This window comes from Halobacillus kuroshimensis DSM 18393 (assembly GCF_000425705.1).
GTDB lineage: Bacteria > Bacillota > Bacilli > Bacillales > Halobacillaceae > Halobacillus > Halobacillus kuroshimensis.
Window position 1 is genome coordinate 67,355 of sequence record NZ_AUDY01000011.1, and the last position, 17,995, is coordinate 85,349.

Sequence of the window (17,995 nt, forward strand, 5' to 3'; positions counted from 1 at the left end):
AAGAACATGTTGGAGGGGTGTGTTACATGAAGGAGCCACTGAAAGTAGGACTTATCAGTTCTACAGGGGGGCATTTTTCCGAGCTGATGCAGCTGTTGTCAGGTGTATCTGCCTATGATTGTTTTATCGTCACAGAACAAAACAAGATTTCAGATGCGATGCACTCGGAAATACATGTCCATTTCTTAGAGCAGCAGGAGAGACGGAAGTGGTCGTTTTTCCTTACATCTATGATGAACTTTTACCGGTCCTTTCAAATATTTCGCATTGAGAATCCGGATGTCATCATTTCAACTGGAGCTGGAGCCACAGTTCCCCTCTGTCTTTTTGCGAAGCTGTTTGGGAGGAAAGTGGTTTACATTGAGAGTTTCGCAAATATTACATCTCCTACGCTGACCGGGAAAATCCTGTACCGATTTTCAGACAAATTTTATATCCAATGGGAGGAGTTACAGAAGTATTATCCTAAAGCTGAGTATAGGGGGAAGATTTTTTGATTTTTGTGACAGTAGGTACTCAGAAATTTCCTTTTGATCGCTTGTTAATTGAACTGGATCGGCTCATTGAAAATGATTTTATTACCGATGAAATCATTGCTCAACGTGGATACAGCACTTATGTACCGAAGAATTATGCTTCTTTTGACTTTTTACCTTCCCATGAGATTGTGAAGTATTTTCGTAAAGCTAGCATCATCATCACTCATGCTGGAACGAGCTCCATTCTCGAGGGTATCGAAAATAAAAAGAAAGTCATTGTGGTTCCTCGTCAGAAGAAATATGGGGAGCATGTGGATAACCATCAACTTGATATTACAAACGTTTTCTTGAAGCGCAATTTTGTTGCTGGTGTTTATGACATGAACCAGCTTGGAGTTACCATCCAGTCAATCGGAGAAAAGGTCTTTGACAGCTACCCCTTTGGCTCGAAGGTGCTCGTGGATTCTGTAACCAAATTTTTATCCGAACTGTCTGAGGAAAGGGGGCGGGCACAATGAAGATAACCGTAGTCGGATCAGGGTATGTCGGTCTGGTGACAGGGGTATGCCTCGCTGAAATGGGCCACAGGGTCATCGGATTGGATATAGATGAAGACAAGGTGCAGCAGATGCGCAACGGAATTTCTCCTATTTACGAACCTGGGATTGAAGAATGGATGGTAAGGAACGTGGAGGCAGGCCGGTTGTTGTTCACAACGGATAAAGAGAAGGCCTATACCGAGTCAGACATCGTTATGGTTGCTGTTGGTACACCTCAACGTCCGGATGGTTCTGCTGATTTGAGTTTTATTGAATCGGTAGTGATGGATCTTGCTTCCTATGTAAACCACAATATTATTTTAGTCATTAAAAGCACAGTCCCTGTCGGTACCAACCACTATGTAAAATCCTTAATTGATAGACACCTTCACCATGATGTAACGGTTCAAATGGCGTCCAACCCTGAATTTCTTAGGGAAGGCACTGCGATTAAGGATTGTCTTGAGGGGGATCGGATTGTGCTGGGAGCAGAAAATCAGGAAGTACATGACGTTTTGAGAAGCATGTACCGTCCATTCGGAATTCCGATTTATGCGACAGATATCCGTAGTGCGGAATTGATTAAATATGCTTCGAATGCTTTTCTGGCGACAAAGATTAGTTTTATTAATGAGATTGCTGCCATCTGCGAGAAGGTAGAGGCAAATGTGGACGATGTGGCGGAAGGGATGGGAAAAGACAAAAGAATTGGACCGTCCTTCCTGAGGGCAGGGATTGGTTACGGCGGATCGTGTTTTCCAAAGGATACAACAGCCTTGGTACAAATCGCTGGTGATTATGATTATCCGTTTCGCTTGTTAGAGTCGGTTATTCAAGTGAATACGAAGCAGCAGAACCTCCTTGTCGAAAAGGCTCTTAAGTATATCGGTCACTTGGAGGGGCTGGAGGTAGCGTTGCTGGGGCTCTCCTTTAAACCAAATACTGATGATATGCGGGAGGCCCCCTCTATTGCTATTGCTCATCAGTTGGTCCGTTATGGAGCGAATATCCGTGCTTATGATCCCGTAGCTGTAGATAAGGCGAAAGGTATTCTCCCATCATCTATCTCTTATAAAAACACATGGGAATCTGCCGTTGAAGGAGCTGATATCGTATTTATTCTGACAGAGTGGGATGAAATCAAGCAGCTACCTTTAAAAAAACTCCCCTCTCTGATGAAAAGTCCAAATGTATTTGACGGAAGAAATTGTTTTTCCTTAGTCGAAGCAGAGGAAGGGAAAGTAAACTATTATTCTATCGGTCGTCCCAATGTTTTATCAGGTGTGAAGGAGGTTGTGCTATGAAGCTTGTACTCTTATCAGGAGGCGCAGGAAAGAGACTGTGGCCGTTGTCCAACGGTGCAAGGTCCAAGCAGTTCTTAAGGGTTCTGAAGGATGAAAAAGGGTGCCTGGAGTCGATGGTGCAGCGCGTGTGGCGTCAAATCAAGCAGGTAAGCTTGGACGGAGATACCCTGATTGCGGCTGGCAGCCATCAAGTGGAAATTCTTGAGCATCAACTGGGGCACCAAGCGACGTTGATCCTTGAGCCTGAGCGGAGAGATACGTTCGCTGCGATCGCTCTATCTGCTTCCTACTTGTATTCCATTGAAGGAGAGAGCTTAAACTCAATCATTGGTGTCCTTCCTGTCGATCCTTATGTGGAGGACCATTTCTTCACGAAGGTGTCGGAGCTGGAGCAAGCACTTGAGAGCTCGGGCGCCGATATCGGATTGGTCGGTGTCACTCCTACTTATCCTTCTTCAAAGTATGGATATATCGTTCCTCAATCTTCCGCCTCTTCAGAATTGATTAAGGTGGGACATTTTAAAGAGAAACCAACCGAAGAGGTCGCAGAGAAGCTTATCGATCAGGGTGGCTTATGGAACAGCGGTGTGTTCGCCTTCAAACTGGAGTACATGATCTCTTTATTAGTAGATATGGGGCTGCCGATTCATTATGAGGAGCTGGTCAAAAAATACTCCCAGATTCCCAAGAACAGTTTCGATTATGAAGTTGTAGAAAAGGCGGACCATGTCGTCGCCATGGCTTATGAAGGATTTTGGAAAGACTTAGGGACATGGAATACGTTGACAGAAGAGATGGGAACAGTTGTCACGGGGAATGGGCGATCATGCGAAGAATCGATCAACACTCACGTGATAAATGAATTGGATATTCCAATAAAGGTCATCGGCGTCCAGGATGCTATTATCGCAGCAAGTCCTGATGGGATACTCGTCGCAGATAAGCAAAAAAGTCCACGAATTAAGCATTTACTAGGGGAAGAGGAAGAGAGGGTCCGGTATGTGGAAGAGAGCTGGGGAACAGCACGAACTCTTGAGACCATTCTGGATGGACTTTACGAATACATGACCACTCGTATTAGTATTCGTAAAGGTCATACGTTCGAGACCTCTCTTGTCAAAGGTGAGAATGAGGTTTGGACAATCGTCAAAGGAAAAGGTCGATCCATAGGCGAAACAGAGGAAAGTCTTATTCGGGCCGGTGACGTCTTACAACTCCCAGCGGGATCCGGACACATCATGAAAGCGGAGGAGAATTTGGAGATCATTGTTGTAAGAAGGGCACATTGTGAACGAAAAGGAGCACCGTTGGAAGCAGTCTCAAAATAAAACCGTGGTGTACTTAATTTCCATATAAACGGTAAAAAATAGCAGGCTGAGGAATGATCCTAACATATTCAGGAGGTAGACATGGGAGAATCCATTGATTTCAAAGACGTTTTTCGGTTAATCAAGCGAAGGGCTTTGATCATTTTACTTGTAGGTGTCTTAGGTGCTTTGACAAGCGGGGTTGTCACTTATTATGTCCTTCAACCCACTTATGAATCATCGACACAGCTTCTTATCAACCGGACTCCGGCTGAAGACGACTCATCTGCTAATATCAGTCAACTCCAAGCCGACTTGACAATGATGCGGTCATACCAGGTGATGATTACAAGCCCTGTTATCCTCGACAAAGTCATCGCTGAACTGGAATTGTCTGAGTCTCCGGAGGAACTGGGCGAGCAGATTACTGTCAGCAGTGAAGCTGAATCCCAGATTATCCAGATAACCGTACAGGACGACAAATTGGAACAAAGTGTCGAACTGGCCAACACGATTGCAAGTACTTTTCAGAAGGAAGTCGTGGGTTTGATGAATGTTGATAATGTCAACATTTTGACAGAAAGCACAGTAGGTGGGAGTGAGGAAATTGAAGTGGACGCTTTGACATCAATCATCATTGCGTTCATAGGCGGCTTGGCTGCTGGAACCATTCTCGTGTTCATTGTTGAATATTTCGATCGGACCTTAAAGAGTGAGAAAGAAGCTGAACAGCTGCTTGGTCTTCCGGTCCTTGTGACAATCGGTTCTATTGATAAAAAGAAACACATGTTCAAAGAGCTTCAGGAGGACCAATCGCTTATTCCGCGCGTAAAAGGAAGGGGAACGAATTCCGTTGAAACTCAAGAAAGAGCAAATTAAGAGACGTTCAAAAGGTATTGCCGCATATATGGATCCTCTATCGCAAAGTGCGGAACAGTTCCATTTGTTATTAGAAGCTTTGGAATGGAAGAAACAGCATTCTCTTTCAGTTTTAATAACTTCCCCTAATGAGGGAGGGGGGACATCTACTGCGGCTTCCAATTTGGCGATAGTTGCAGCAGAAACAGGCCTCAGCGTGCTGCTAGTGGATGCTAATTTCAGGAGTCCGGTTCTTCACGAATTATACGCGGCGGAGCAAGCCATTGGATTTTCCGATGTTCTGAAGGGAAAACAATCGCTCTCGAATGCTATCCAATCGACTAGTGTAGAAAACCTGGACGTGCTTACCAACGGTTACGACGCAACGAAAAACCACCCTTCCAGGTGGGTTCATTCTTCAAGGATGGGCACATTTATGAAGGAAGCCAAACAACAGTATAAATTGGTCGTCTTCGATACATCAGCTATGCTTCCATTCTCTGAAGGACAAGTATTAGCTGAAGAGACCGATACTACTTTGATTGTCCTTAATCATAGAAAAACGTCCAAGAGTGATGTAGAGAAGCTGAAAGAAAGGCTGCAAGCATCCAGTATCCACGTGTCTGGTATTGTGTATAACCATGGCACTTCTGAGAAGAGGAAAACGAAAACGCTTTGAGGGTATCGCTAAGATTACGATAGGAGGAGTGTAAATGAAAGAGATTAAGAAGGCTATTATCCCGGCTGCTGGTTTAGGAACGAGGTTTCTCCCAGCTACAAAAGCCTTGCCAAAAGAAATGCTTCCTATAGTCGATAAGCCAACCATCCAATACATCGTAGAAGAGGCGGTTGCGTCTGGAATCGAGGATATCCTCATTGTGACAGGGAAGGGAAAACGAGCCATAGAGGACCACTTCGACCATGCGTTTGAATTAGAGGATAACCTCGTCCAGAAGGAAAAATTTGAGCTGCTGCGGGCTGTGCGGGAGATATCAGACATGGTCGACATCCACTACATCCGCCAAAAAGAACCTAAGGGACTGGGGCACGCCGTCTTGTGCGCCCGAAAGTTTATCGGTGACGAGCCCTTTGCTGTCTTACTAGGGGATGACATTGTCGAAGGTGACGAACCATGCCTGGCGCAGTTGATTCATCAATACAAACAAACAAATTCAACCATCATAGGCGTGCAATCAGTAAAAGAAGAAGAAACCTCACGTTATGGAATTATAGATCCAATAGCTGAAGAAGATCGTAGATATCGAGTAGGAAATCTGGTGGAAAAACCACAGGAGCTTCCCCCTTCCAATTTGGCCATTATGGGGAGATACATTCTGACGCCTGAAATATTTGAATTTCTTTCACAGGAAAAACGGGGAGCGGGTGGTGAAATTCAACTTACTGATGCCATCCAGGAGCTTACAACCATCCAGGATGTCTATGCCTATTGTTTTGAGGGAGAGCGCTTTGACGTAGGTGAAAAGCTGGGCTTTATTTTGACCAACCTACACTTTGCATTAAAAAATGAGAGGTTGAGAGAATCCGTTTTAGATGAAATGCAGATGCTTATGGAACGACATAGAATCTTGACATAAGGAGCGGAGTGGTCATGAGTTTAACAAAGCCCAGGCAAAAGTCGATAGCCTTTCCTGAAAAGCTGGATGTACCCTCTCCGACCAGGACTTACTTCATTATGAAACGCACCTTCGATTTGCTTGCTGCTCTTATTGGTTTGGTCATCCTTTCCCCTGTTTTTCTGATTGTTTCCATTCTGATTAAATGGGAGGACCCTAAAGGGCCTGTGCTGTTTAAACAGCTGAGAGTAGGGGAGAGCGGAAGCACCTTCTATATGTATAAGTTTCGATCGATGGTCTATAACGCGGAAGAAATGCTGGATACTCTTATTGATCAAAATGAAGTAGAGGGCCCCATGTTTAAGATGAAGCGGGATCCAAGGATTACGAAGGTTGGATATTGGATACGACGTACGAGCATTGACGAATTTCCGCAGCTTATAAATGTACTGAGAGGAGAAATGAGCCTCGTAGGGCCTAGGCCGCCACTTCCGAGAGAAGTCATAATTTACTCAAACTATGATATGCAGCGGCTATTGATCCGGCCGGGGTGTACAGGGATGTGGCAGGTGAGTGGCAGAAGTAATGTAAGCTTTAAAGAAATGGTTCAACTGGATTTGTACTACATTCAACATCAATCCTTGAAGCTGGACATGAAGCTGCTCTTTAAAACGTTTTATGTCGTAGTGAGTTCCAAGGGTGGTTACTGAGTTTGATAGGGAGATGAGGGAATGGTAAGAGACTCAGTTCTGCTTTCCGCCCACAGGCTGTTACGATCCATATCAACATTGTTCCTTACGATGATCCTGGCAAGGACACTTACGATGGAGGAAATGGGAATCTATCAACTGCTTCTGATTATCACGATCACGCTTGGAGCGTTGGTCCCGTTCGAAATGTCCACCTCCTTCATGTATTTTCATAACAAGACAGATGATGCTAAAGAGAAGAATCGGATCATAAGCAATACGTTTGTTTCCCTATTCCTTTTAGCCATTCTGACATTTATGATTCTTTATCTTGGAAGTACACTCGGGTTATTTCTTACTGATGATGCGATGTCCCCTTTAGTGATTTGGGTGGGGATTTGGTGTTTTTCCATTATTGCTGGAAGCCATTTGGAGAATTTGTATGTGTCCACGGATAAAGCCAAGCTATTCAGCATCTTCTCTCTTGTGTATTACCTTGCTTATGCAGCTACTGCATTCCTGATCATCCATAGAGATGGAGACCTTCTAAGCATCATCCAGTTTATTGCCATCTTTGAACTTGTGCGTATGATTATCCTGCAGGCTTTATACATCGTGAAGCAGCCGTTCGCACTTAAGGTGGACTGGCCATTGCTGAAGCAGCAAGTGATCTATACGGGTTCCGTTGGTGCAGTAACGGCAATTACGGTGGTTAATGGGTATGCAGATAAAATTCTTGTGAAGTTCTTTTCTAATCTGGAAGAATTCGCTATTTTCGCCATCGTTTCCAAGGAAATCCCGTTTGTGCTGACAATAACGGCCTCTGTTGTCACTGTCATGCTCTCCAAATTAAGCCATTTATACAATGTGAAGAACGACGTGAAACGGACGCTTTCCCTTTGGCAGAGCACCAGTAAAATTCTTGCCGTCATCATCTTTCCAATGTTTTGGATACTACTATTTTATAAAGAGGAATATATTTCGCTGATTTATTCTGATATGTATTTGACAGGGATTCCGATTTTTTTGATCTATTTGATCAAGTTTCCGCTGAGTTTTACTGTTTTCTATACCCTGCTGTTGATTTCTGGAAATCAAAAGCTTGTTTTAATTAATACAGCTATTGTCGTGGGATCAAACCTGGTGTTGAGTTATATAGGGGTTTTGTCGTTTGGTCCCTATGGTGTAGCTGTGGCAACGGTTAGCACTGCATTCATAGGGGCTTATCTTCAGCAGAGGGACGTGTGCAGGGTGTTCGGAATCAAACAAAGGGAACTGCTGCCTTATCTCATGATTGCAAGGACTTTTCTAATTTCAGGTGGTATCAGCTATGTTGTTCTTCAGTTCACTCGTTTTCTACCGGTGCACATGTTTATTCAGTTTTTTATTGGTGGACTACTCATTATGATTAGCACAATGGCTGTTTCTTACAAATTGAAAGACATCCCGTCCGGTCATTTATCTGAAGCTTGGAGACGAAGGAAAACCGCATAAGCGAGGCGGATCATAAAGGAGGAGAAGGCTATGAAAGGAGTCATTCTGGCTGGGGGGACAGGATCAAGGCTGTATCCGAAAACCAGGAATACAAATAAGCATCTGCTTCCGGTAGGTGGTGTGCCTATGATCCATCACGGAATAGGGAAGTTGAAGGAAGCTGGTATAGACGAAATTTTGATTGTCACAGGTAAAGCGCATATCGATCTTATGATTGAAGAGCTAGGATTTGGAGGTGCCTTAGGCGTACGTGTATCGTATGAAATTCAGGAAGAAGCTGGTGGGGTAGCGGAAGCCTTAGGACTGGCAGGTGGATTCAGTGGAGGGGAGCCTGTCGCTGTACTCCTGGGTGATAACATTTTTTCTGATTCGTTAGAAGCTCATGTTCGTCCTTTTCTTGAATCAGAAGCACAGGCAATGGTCTTTTTGAAGCGGGTAAAGGACCCAGAGCGATTCGGTATTGCTACATTTGCAGATGGTCGGATCTGTGCTATTGAGGAAAAGCCATCTAAGCCTGTGTCGGACTATGCGGTAACCGGAATTTATCTATACAAACCACAAGTGTTCTCAATTATTAATCGTTTGAAGCCATCAGAAAGAAAAGAATTGGAAATCACGGATGTAAATAGAGCCTTCCTTCACACAGGTCTACTTGACTTTCGGATTCTTACAGGCCATTGGATAGACGCAGGGACCCATGCATCATTAGCAGAAGCGGATCGTCTATTTACACCAAGCGTGAGTGCTGAAGTGCGTCACAGTTGAATCAAACAGGGGGTAATGATGTGAAGGTAATGGAAACGAATTTACCAGGCGTCAAGCTGATTGAACCAAAAGTATTCGGTGATCGAAGAGGTTTTTTCATGGAGAACTACAATAGATCTATATTTAATGAACATGGAATTGAAGATTCTTTCATTCAGGACAACCATTCCTTGTCTAAGGAAGCAGGGGTGCTGCGAGGGCTGCATTATCAGTTGAATCCCAAAGCCCAGTCAAAGCTGGTCCGTGTTATTACAGGTGTTGTATATGATGTAGTGGTTGATATCCGAGCAGGATCTCCAACCTATGGACAATGGCAGAGTTTCATCCTGTCAGAGCACAATCAAAGAATGCTATACGTCCCTGAGGGATTCGCTCACGGTTTTTGTACACTGACAGAGAACACCAACGTTTGTTATAAAGTGAACGCTTATTATTCACCGGAGAATGATCGGGGAATAAGGTGGGATGATTCAGAATTATTGATTGATTGGCCGGTGAGTGACCCGATTCTTTCAGAAAAAGATGGAAAGCAGCCCCTCTTTCGTGAAGCAGAGAATGATTTTCAATATAGGGTGGAAGGTAGAGTGATTCGATGAAGCACATTTTAGTGACAGGCGCTGGTGGATATGTAGGGTGTGTGTTGGTTCCGGAACTCTTAAACAAGGGGTACAGCGTTACAGCAGTCGACCGCTTTTTCTTTGGTAAAGAGAAACTGGATGCTCATGAAAATTTACAGATCGTACAGGAAGATACACGACGGTTATCAGCTCATTACTTTGAGGGTATTGATGCAGTTATTGATCTTGTAGCTATCTCGAATGATCCAAGTGGAGAGTTGTTCCAAGACATTACGTATGACATCAATCACTATTCAAGGGTAAGAACAGCTCGTCTGGCGAAGGAAAGGGGAGTAAAGCGCTACATACTACCTTCTTCCTGCAGCATTTATGGTTTTCAGGGAAGCACGAAAAGGGTGACAGAAGAGGATAGCACCAATCCACTTACGACATATGCTAAAGCGAATGAGAGAGCAGAACAGGATATTCTACCGTTAGCAGATGAAGCGTTCACTGCTGTTGTTGTTCGACAAGCGACGCTGTACGGAAAATCGAAGCGAATGCGATTTGATCTTGCTGTGAACGGCATGGTTTATGGAGCATGGAAGAACAACAAGATTCCTTTGATGAGAGACGGCACTCAGTGGAGGCCTATGCTTCATGTGCAAGATACGGTAGACCTGATGTGTCTGCTGCTTGAAGAAGATAGTCATAAAATCAACGGGGAAATTTTTAATGCCGGATCAGAATCTGGAAACTATCAACTTGAAAGGCTTGCTGATGAAATTGCGGACACATTTCCTGAGGATATCGATATTCAATGGTATGGTCATCCGGATCACCGCTCCTATCGTGTGAGTTTCGAAAAGGTAAAAACGATCCTTGGCTGGGAAGCTAAATGGACGGCTGCGGACGGTGCAATGGAAATCTATCAAGCTCTTCAAGCGAATGAACTGAGAAAGGACTTGGATACTATTACTCTTGATTGGTATAAGGAATTGATGAAGTGGCATGACATATTAAGAGGGATGGATTGGGACGGCAGCTTGTTTGATATCGAAAAGGAAGAAGTCCCTTTGAAAATATAAAGGGTGGAGGGAAAACAATGAAAGTCCTGCACATAGTCAGACAATACAGGCCTGCTATAGGAGGTTTGGAGAATTTCGTCAGTGAACTGGCAACACATCTGAATGGCAACGGTGTAGAAGCGGAGGTGTTGACCCTGGACCGCAACTTCTCTGATGATACCCCTCTACCTGACCAGTCTCTTGAAAACGGAGTTAAGGTGAGGAGGATACCATATTTTGGTTCTAAGCGTTATCCTATCGCTCTCTCTACTGTGCGTTATGTATCCCAATTCGATTTGATCCACGTTCATGCGGTTGATTCCTTCATTGATTTGATGACAATGCTGAAGCCTTTCCACCGGAAACCTATCATTCTATCCACACATGGAGGCTTTTTTCATACAAAGAATCAAGAAAGGCTGAAGTATTACTATTTTCATACGATTACCCGTATGGTGATGAGGAATGTAAACAGAGTCGTAGCTTGCAGCAATAATGATTATGATCTCTTCAGAAGAATCACATCAGATAATCTACAATTGATCGAGAACGGCATCAACGTAGAAAAGTATTCAAGAATTTCCAATCAGCGTGGAACTAAGAATCACATGATTACTGTGGGACGCTTCTCATCCAATAAACGGGTAGACCTGCTCCTCAAACTAGTCAGCCAACTGAAGAAGGAATTCGAGGATGTAAAGCTCTCCATTGTAGGAAAAGATTTCGATCGATTGAGGGCCACATATGAAGAAATGATTAAAGGCTATGGCATAACTGAACATGTGGAAATTATAGAGAATGCTACGGACGAGAGACTTTTGGAGGTAATGGCCGGTTCGGAATATTTCATCTCTGCGTCTGAATATGAAGGGTTTGGGCTTTCGGCTCTCGAGGCTATGGCGGCTGGGCGTATTCCGCTGTTGAATGACATTCCCTCGTTCAACAAAATGATCGATGATGAGAGAAATGGGTTTATTATCGACTTCAATCATATGGAAGAGGCAGTCGACAAAGTTTCCTCTATCTTACGGCGCCAAGATACAGAACATTTGATTCATTCCTCGACATCCTATGCGAACGCCTATTCTTGGAGAGAAGTAGTGAAGGATTTCCAGGCTGTATATGAAGAAGTATGCTGTGTCTAATAATTCTCTATAACGAAAGAAGAATAGAAGAGGGGAATTGCTATGATCGCTAAACACATATGGAACAAACAAACGGTTATTCTTCTGGGGGCGTGTGTTGTTTTGGCGGCAGTCATTGGGACCGCATCCAGTCTAACTCCGGAAATGGTACCTGTAATCATCGGAGCTTTATTGTTCCCATTCCTTCTCCTCCTACCTGTGGATCGGTTTCTTTTACTTATTGCTCTATGTATATTCATTGATCGCTCCTTCTTATCAGTAGGGGGTTCATATATCCGCATCTATCAGGTGCTCTTCCTGTTTATGACTTTGAAATTCGCATTGGAAATGGTAGCTCAGAAGCGTGACATCTTTACTACTCCATTATTTCTGTTCATTAATTTATGGGTGGGGAGCTATTTCCTAAGCTATAATCACGTACTGAATTATACAGACTTCTGGACCGTAGTCATTGGACAACTTTTCCTGAATCTCTTCTTCTTCCTCTCGGTACAAGTGATCTATGACAAAGGAGAACCTTTTCTTCGGAAAATTGTCAAGTACAGCATTATCTCAGGAGTGATCGTTGCAGTTGTAGGATTCGTACAATGGGCCGGCTTTTTCCTGGGAGTGGAAATCGGAATCAGTCATTATGAGCATATCGGTATTCCGCGTCCGTCCTCCTTTGCTCATGAACCTGATTGGTATGGTTTGTTTTGTGGTTATTCAGCCGCTTGGCTTCTTGTTCTGTATATGTACAAGCATTCGACTCTCTTCTCTCATTCTTTCATCCAGGTCGCTTTGGTCATTACTTGTTTAGGGGTAATGATCAGTATGGCACGAGCAGCGATTCTGGCGTTGTTTGCAGCTGGATTGTTCTTATTCATATTAACGAAAGGAAGACGCTTAATACGGTTCGCACTTTTTACAGGTATAGGTGGGGCGATTCTTGCAAGTGGTTTGTTTTTAACCCAGCCTGAAATTGGTACAAGCATTTATCAACGAATGAATCCAGTGACCTCTTTGGAAACAGATAGTGGTGCAGCTGACAGTCGAGTTGCTTCTATTCAAATGATGATTGACCATATCAACATCCACCCTATTGTTGGAAATGGTAGTGGAGGAATGGCGGAGCTTTCACAAATGCAGGAGATGAGAGACAAGTATATTTATGGAGGGGAACTCAATGAGGGAAAAGGAAATGCGAATATATTCCTCACGGTATTGTTCGATACAGGGATTATTGGGCTTGCAATCTTTCTTGTAATCATTGGTCGTCTCATCCAGATGATACACGAGATGTACTCGAAACAGGACTTCATTCCTTTAGGCTTTGCCGCATCCAGTATCGTTATCCTGGTTGACTTTAATTTCAACAACGGTTTTCGAATGGGATTTGTATGGTTTCACTTAGCTATGATTGCAGCTTACTACATGCTTTACAAGAAGAGGGAAGTTGACCGGTATGAAAAAGGTGGGGGATGAAATGATGAAAAAGAAAGCACCACCATCTGTTTGTGTAGTTATCGTGAACTTCAATGGAACCAAGGACACCTTGGATTGTTTGGATTCCTTGACTGATCAAACCTATCCAAATATCCAAGTAATCGTTGTTGATAATGCTTCTGATAATCAAGAAGAACTTGAAACGGCCCTTCTTCCGTATTCCTGCCACCTCGTGCAGTTGGAAGAGAATAGAGGATTTGCTGCTGGAAACAATGCCGGTGTGAAATATGCGATGGAACAACTCCACCCTGACTACATTTTAATGTTGAACAACGACACAGTGGTAAGCCCGGATTTCTTGTCCCCGCTCGTCTATGAGCTTCAACAAGACACAGGGGTAGGAGCCTGTTGTTCTCATATCAATTACCACAATCCTTCGAAACAAACTTGGTATGGTGGGGGGTATATCAACTGGAAGACAGGCACCGCCGTCCATGCTCTTCAAGATTATCAATCATCTTCTTCTAGAGATGTCGAATTTTTGACAGGATGTGCGCTTCTGTTTCCCACCCGGATGATTCAAGAAATCGGGTATTTAAATGAGGACTACTTCTTGTTTTATGAAGATACAGAGTTTTGTGTTCGTATGAAAAAGGCTGGATATAGACTTAGATATGTCCCGGAATCATTGATCTATCACAAAGTGTCTGCTACAGCAGGATTTCGTTCCCCTCTTGCGAATTATTATGGTACGAGGAATAAAATTCAATTTATGTATCTTCATTCCAATCGATTGAATTATACGTTTTTTCTTTGTTATTTCAGCATGAAGACCGTAGTGAAATTGTTGGTGTATAGATGTAAAGGGAAACGGTCCAAAGATTTGCGGAAGGCGGTTCGGAATGGCTACTGGGATTCCCTCCGTCATAAAACTGGGAAATGGCAGCGTCTTACATAAACGACTGGAGGGCTAACAGTGAAAATTGGACGTTTTATTCCTTTTGGATTAAAGAATGGAATCCGTCACTTACAGTTCAAACGGAAGTACCCATCTGTTTATCTGGGGCAGGGTGTTGAAGTGGATGTTTCGACGACTACAGTGGGGGAAGGATGCTCGATAAATGCTTACACAAGGATCTCTCATTCGGTTGTTGGGAGATATACGTATACGGCTAGAAACTGCAATGTTATGAATGTGAAGCTGGGGTCGTTTTGTTCCATTGGTCCTGGGTGTCAAATCGGATTAGGAAATCATCCCAGCCACTTCATATCAACCTCTCCAATCTTCTATTCGACTGCGGGTCAGTTGAACGGAGAAACTTGGGTGGATCAGGATTATTACGAAGAATTTTCTCCTGTCACCATCCGTGACAATGTTTGGCTCGGAGCTCATGCTATTGTACTTGATGGGGTCACGATAGGAGAAGGGGCCATTGTTGCAGCCGGTGCGGTGGTTACCAAAGATGTCCCACCTTATGCGATTGCAGCAGGTGTTCCAGCTAAAGTAATCCGTTATCGGTTCCGTGAAGAAACCATAAAAAAAATACTTGATATGCAGATTTTTTCCAGAAAAGATAAATGGCTGAAAGAGTGGATGACTGGGGAGGTCACTCCAGATGATTTGTTGTTGGGGAGATCAAAAGAACAAAGAAAAGAGGCGATGAAATGAAGAAGCGAGTAGGTGTAATTGGAACGGGTTTGATAGGGACAGGTCTGGTAAAGCTTTTGAGCAGACAGGAGGATTTGTGTGTTTCCGGTATTTTAACAAGACGCAGCATTGCTGAAATGGGGGGGTACCCGAGAGAGGAGCTCTTGACAAATTCGCGGGAGGAATTGATTGACGGTGCCGACATCATCGTAGAATGCAGTGGAGATGTACTGTATGGAAGTGAAGTCATTGAACAGGCCATGAATGCCTCCCTGCCTGTAGTCACCATGAATGCAGAATTGCAGGTCACTACGGGGTCATATTTTGCGGCAAAAGGTGTTTTTACAGAAGCGGAGGGGGATCAGCCGGGCTGTCTAGCAAAGTTGGATGAGGATGTAAGACAGATGGGGTTCAAGCCGGTTGTCTACGGTAACATCAAAGGATTCCTTAATCAAAACCCCTCTGAGGAAGACATGCTTTACTGGTCTAAGAAAAATGGGACCAGTCTTGGAATGACCACTTCTTTTACAGATGGTACGAAAGTCCATATTGAACAAGTGCTTGTCGGGAATGGACTTGGAGCAGATATATCCGATGATGGGATTCTCGGCTTGAAAGCGGATGACAGTCGTATCGGTGGACAGGACCTAGCAGAAATAGGAGATAAAGAAGGACGTGTCCTCAGTGATTATATTCTCTCCGGATCCTTGCAGCCAGGTGTCTTCATTACTGCTCGTCATGAGGAGAATCAACAAGATGCTCTCCGGTATTACAAAATGGGGGATGGGCCTTACTATACGATGCAAACCAATTACCACCTGTGTCATTTGGAGGTTCTAAAAACTATCCGGCGTGTGATCAATGGCGGTGGTATTTTACTTAATAATAGTACAAATCCGCGCCTGAGTGTAGCTGCCATTGCGAAGAAGAATTTGTTGAATGGAACAAACATTGAGCATGGAATTGGAAGTTTCGAATTTCGGGGAGAGGCTGTACGAATCAACGATGAACCGGATCATGTCCCAATTGGCCTTCTAAGGAACGGTGTTTTAAATCGTTCAATAGAAGAAGGGGAAATGATACGATTCTCTGATGTTGAACTCCCGGATTCTTTTGCCCTTCGAGTTTGGAAGAAAATCCTAAATGAACAAGTAGCCTGCGTAACGAAATGAAAGTCTTCAATCCTACCTTTATGAAGGGTGAGAGATGTTGAATGATAGGGCGGAATATTAAAAGAGTTAGGAAGCAGCAGGGGATCACACTCTCTGAATTAGCTAATCGATCTGGTATATCTAAGTCTTATTTAAGTAACCTGGAAAGAGACTTGAAACAAAACCCTTCCATACAAATTATGAAAAATATCGCTGGTGTTCTAAGAGTTGATATTGAAGAAATAATCGATCCAATTAAAGGCGAAGAAACAAAACGAATGAACGAGTGGGGAGATTTTGTTGCAGTGGCGTCTGAATACGGTTTAGAACAGGACATGCTTGATGAATATAAAGAAGTTATTGCATTTATTCATTGGAGGAGACAGCAGCAAAGATCAAAAAATAGATAAAAGAGAATTAGATAGGAGCGAAGAACCGTCGGACATTTGAAACGAACGATGTTGGTAGGGTCTTTAATATTGGTTATTGGTGCAGTCCTGGCATTGTTTATAGGTGGAAGAGAATCTTCTCCAACTTCCACAGCAGTGAACGATTGTATGGCTTCTAAGGAAGATATAGAAGAGCTGCAGGAGGAAATCAATACGGCAAGTAATACAGGTGGGGGAATTGTTTCATTAGAACCTTGCCAATATGTTATTTCCGAGCCGATTCTCCTTAAATCTGATGTCCACTTGAAAGGTGCGGGAATCGATCAGACAACAATCATGCTAAAGCCTGTGTTGGATAATGGGAAGAAAAATGACCATAAGATCATTGAGACTGAGAGTGGTGCAAAGAATATTACAATCAGTGAACTGACAGTGGATGGGAACAAGGAGGAACGTAAATCCTTGATCAATGATCCGCACGCGCATAGCATCGATATCGTTCATGTAGACGGGTTCTTAATTGATCAAATTAAAATCATACGATCAGCATCTGCTTCCATCATGTTGTATAACAGCCGGAACGGTAGTGTTCAAAATTCCAAAATAGAAGATAGTGGATCGAATGGGATTCTGGCTATGCAGGAAACGAAAAACGTGGCAATCTCCAACAATGTCATTGAGCACACAGATCATCAGAATGGGATATTCATTTCTTATCAGCGCGGTCATTCTTCATCGGACATCGTGATAGAAAACAACAAAGTCAACGATGCAGCGGATTTCGGAATAGAAGTTGGCCATATCGTTCCTGATGGGCAAGAGCAGCATAGGAATATTCAAGTCACAAATAATGAAATCCATCGAGCTACCAACGCGGGAATTGCCTTCCGGACCGTAAGTGATGGTGTCATCAAAAACAATGTCATTCGTGGGTACGGAAGAAATGGTACTTATGGAGGCGATGGGATTTTTGTGGAAGGGGGATTCAATACTTCAGAGAATGTGGAAGTGTTGGACAATGAAGTGATTCAAACGTTCCAAAGCGGTGACGCGAACGCTATCTACGTTACAGGGATGGATAGAACGCTTATCGAAGGGAATGCCGTTGAAGACAGCAGGGGAAATGGTGTTTTCGTGCAGGCATCTGTACTACCTGACCAAATAATAACCACAGATTTCACAGAAGGTAAGAGAGCGTTTCATCGGGTTGAAGTGAAGAATAACAGTTTTAAAAATAATTTAAAGAACGGCATCCATTTTCAAGGTGACAGTTCAAACGAAAATGTCATTGAACAGAACACCATCACTGGTAACGGAGAACATGGTATTCAAATAGCGAACCTGAATGTTGGAAATGGCTTTCTTATAGAGGGGAACGAAATTTCAGGTAATAAACAAACGGGGATTAGTGTTTATAAACAAGCGGATTTTCAAATTGCAGCGAACACATTCCATAATGATAATAAACAGGAATATCAAGTTTCAATCGTAGAAGCATCCCAGTCCTTGATTGAAAATAATCCCTCTCTTAAGGAAGAAGATATTTACCTTGAAAATACGCAGCTTATCACGATTAATCAAGAACCCTAAACGTATAAAAGCGA

18 protein-coding genes and 2 pseudogenes are annotated in these 17,995 nt (G+C 43.4%); all 20 read left to right on the top strand.

Going from position 1 to position 17,995, the window contains the following annotated elements; translation table 11 throughout:
• The first annotated feature begins 26 nt into the window (after positions 1-26).
• Positions 27-497: a PssD/Cps14F family polysaccharide biosynthesis glycosyltransferase gene (pssD, locus tag H615_RS0113060; protein WP_027955570.1), complete on the top strand. Its 471-nt coding sequence runs from the start codon at positions 27-29 to the stop codon at positions 495-497.
• 5 nt (positions 498-502) lie between these two features.
• Positions 503-997, top strand: coding sequence for a PssE/Cps14G family polysaccharide biosynthesis glycosyltransferase (gene pssE, locus H615_RS0113065; protein WP_244877761.1), 495 nt, complete (start codon positions 503-505; stop codon positions 995-997).
• Entirely contained in the window at positions 994-2,322 is a 1,329-nt protein-coding gene (locus H615_RS0113070) for a UDP-glucose dehydrogenase family protein (RefSeq protein ID WP_027955572.1), read from the top strand. Before pssE ends, H615_RS0113070 begins: the two co-directional genes overlap by 4 nt.
• Complete coding sequence (locus tag H615_RS0113075; protein WP_027955573.1) at positions 2,319-3,650, top strand: sugar phosphate nucleotidyltransferase; 1,332 nt, start codon at positions 2,319-2,321, stop codon at positions 3,648-3,650. Before H615_RS0113070 ends, H615_RS0113075 begins: the two co-directional genes overlap by 4 nt.
• Positions 3,651-3,731: 81 nt before the next feature.
• The gene (locus H615_RS21335; protein ID WP_051254702.1) at positions 3,732-4,508 is read left to right on the top strand and encodes a YveK family protein; all 777 of its coding nucleotides are present in this window, start codon (positions 3,732-3,734) and stop codon (positions 4,506-4,508) included.
• Positions 4,483-5,166 carry a CpsD/CapB family tyrosine-protein kinase gene (locus H615_RS0113085; protein WP_027955574.1) on the top strand — a complete coding sequence of 228 codons (684 nt, stop codon included), beginning with the start codon at positions 4,483-4,485 and terminating at the stop codon, positions 5,164-5,166. Before H615_RS21335 ends, H615_RS0113085 begins: the two co-directional genes overlap by 26 nt.
• A gap of 34 nt (positions 5,167-5,200) precedes the next feature.
• On the top strand, positions 5,201-6,082 hold the full coding sequence (galU, locus tag H615_RS0113090) for a UTP--glucose-1-phosphate uridylyltransferase GalU (RefSeq protein WP_027955575.1): 882 nt from the start codon (positions 5,201-5,203) through the stop codon (positions 6,080-6,082).
• 14 nt (positions 6,083-6,096) lie between these two features.
• Positions 6,097-6,771 (top strand): sugar transferase, encoded by a 675-nt coding sequence (locus H615_RS0113095; protein WP_027955576.1) that lies wholly within the window; start codon positions 6,097-6,099, stop codon positions 6,769-6,771.
• 21 nt (positions 6,772-6,792) lie between these two features.
• Entirely contained in the window at positions 6,793-8,244 is a 1,452-nt protein-coding gene (locus tag H615_RS0113100) for an oligosaccharide flippase family protein (protein ID WP_027955577.1), read from the top strand.
• Between the two features lie 30 nt (positions 8,245-8,274).
• On the top strand, positions 8,275-9,009 hold the full coding sequence (locus H615_RS21340; protein ID WP_035532199.1) for a sugar phosphate nucleotidyltransferase: 735 nt from the start codon (positions 8,275-8,277) through the stop codon (positions 9,007-9,009).
• A gap of 20 nt (positions 9,010-9,029) precedes the next feature.
• Positions 9,030-9,605: a dTDP-4-dehydrorhamnose 3,5-epimerase gene (rfbC, locus tag H615_RS0113110; protein WP_027955578.1), complete on the top strand. Its 576-nt coding sequence runs from the start codon at positions 9,030-9,032 to the stop codon at positions 9,603-9,605.
• Positions 9,602-10,654, top strand: coding sequence for an NAD-dependent epimerase/dehydratase family protein (locus H615_RS0113115; RefSeq protein WP_027955579.1), 1,053 nt, complete (start codon positions 9,602-9,604; stop codon positions 10,652-10,654). Before rfbC ends, H615_RS0113115 begins: the two co-directional genes overlap by 4 nt.
• Positions 10,655-10,671: 17 nt before the next feature.
• A complete protein-coding gene (locus tag H615_RS0113120) occupies positions 10,672-11,778 on the top strand; it encodes a glycosyltransferase family 4 protein (protein ID WP_027955580.1) in 1,107 nt (368 codons plus the stop codon).
• Positions 11,779-11,820: 42 nt separating this feature from the next.
• Positions 11,821-13,242 (top strand): O-antigen ligase family protein, encoded by a 1,422-nt coding sequence (locus H615_RS0113125; RefSeq protein ID WP_027955581.1) that lies wholly within the window; start codon positions 11,821-11,823, stop codon positions 13,240-13,242.
• A gap of 1 nt (position 13,243) precedes the next feature.
• Positions 13,244-14,161, top strand: a complete 918-nt coding sequence (locus H615_RS21345) for a glycosyltransferase family 2 protein (protein WP_051254703.1) — start codon at positions 13,244-13,246, stop codon at positions 14,159-14,161.
• A gap of 231 nt (positions 14,162-14,392) precedes the next feature.
• Positions 14,393-14,617 (top strand): annotated as a pseudogene (locus H615_RS22890) (LbetaH domain-containing protein); the annotation flags it as partial.
• Positions 14,612-14,726: pseudogene (locus H615_RS22895) on the top strand (CatB-related O-acetyltransferase); the annotation flags it as partial. The pseudogenes H615_RS22890 and H615_RS22895, both read left to right, overlap by 6 nt.
• A gap of 142 nt (positions 14,727-14,868) precedes the next feature.
• On the top strand, positions 14,869-16,023 hold the full coding sequence (locus H615_RS21355) for an NAD(P)-dependent oxidoreductase (RefSeq protein ID WP_035532202.1): 1,155 nt from the start codon (positions 14,869-14,871) through the stop codon (positions 16,021-16,023).
• Between the two features lie 41 nt (positions 16,024-16,064).
• The gene (locus H615_RS0113145) at positions 16,065-16,412 is read left to right on the top strand and encodes a helix-turn-helix domain-containing protein (RefSeq protein WP_027955582.1); all 348 of its coding nucleotides are present in this window, start codon (positions 16,065-16,067) and stop codon (positions 16,410-16,412) included.
• A 36-nt stretch (positions 16,413-16,448) separates the two neighbouring features.
• Complete coding sequence (locus H615_RS0113150) at positions 16,449-17,981, top strand: right-handed parallel beta-helix repeat-containing protein (RefSeq protein ID WP_156896489.1); 1,533 nt, start codon at positions 16,449-16,451, stop codon at positions 17,979-17,981.
• Positions 17,982-17,995 lie beyond the last annotated feature (14 nt).

Excerpts from the sequence above, each read along its gene's own strand:
- H615_RS21355 (WP_035532202.1), top strand. The coding sequence starts at position 14,869 with ATGAAGAAGCGAGTAGGTGTAATTGGAACGGGTTTGATAGGGACAGGT.
- H615_RS21340 (WP_035532199.1), top strand. The coding sequence starts at position 8,275 with ATGAAAGGAGTCATTCTGGCTGGGGGGACAGGATCAAGGCTGTATCCG.
- H615_RS0113070 (WP_027955572.1), top strand. The coding sequence starts at position 994 with ATGAAGATAACCGTAGTCGGATCAGGGTATGTCGGTCTGGTGACAGGG.
- H615_RS0113125 (WP_027955581.1), top strand. The coding sequence starts at position 11,821 with ATGATCGCTAAACACATATGGAACAAACAAACGGTTATTCTTCTGGGG.
- galU (WP_027955575.1), top strand. The coding sequence starts at position 5,201 with ATGAAAGAGATTAAGAAGGCTATTATCCCGGCTGCTGGTTTAGGAACG.
- pssD (WP_027955570.1), top strand. The coding sequence starts at position 27 with ATGAAGGAGCCACTGAAAGTAGGACTTATCAGTTCTACAGGGGGGCAT.
- H615_RS0113145 (WP_027955582.1), top strand. The coding sequence starts at position 16,065 with ATGATAGGGCGGAATATTAAAAGAGTTAGGAAGCAGCAGGGGATCACA.
- H615_RS21345 (WP_051254703.1), top strand. The coding sequence starts at position 13,244 with ATGATGAAAAAGAAAGCACCACCATCTGTTTGTGTAGTTATCGTGAAC.
- H615_RS0113115 (WP_027955579.1), top strand. The coding sequence starts at position 9,602 with ATGAAGCACATTTTAGTGACAGGCGCTGGTGGATATGTAGGGTGTGTG.
- H615_RS21335 (WP_051254702.1), top strand. The coding sequence starts at position 3,732 with ATGGGAGAATCCATTGATTTCAAAGACGTTTTTCGGTTAATCAAGCGA.
- H615_RS0113120 (WP_027955580.1), top strand. The coding sequence starts at position 10,672 with ATGAAAGTCCTGCACATAGTCAGACAATACAGGCCTGCTATAGGAGGT.
- H615_RS0113075 (WP_027955573.1), top strand. The coding sequence starts at position 2,319 with ATGAAGCTTGTACTCTTATCAGGAGGCGCAGGAAAGAGACTGTGGCCG.
- H615_RS0113100 (WP_027955577.1), top strand. The coding sequence starts at position 6,793 with ATGGTAAGAGACTCAGTTCTGCTTTCCGCCCACAGGCTGTTACGATCC.
- H615_RS0113095 (WP_027955576.1), top strand. The coding sequence starts at position 6,097 with ATGAGTTTAACAAAGCCCAGGCAAAAGTCGATAGCCTTTCCTGAAAAG.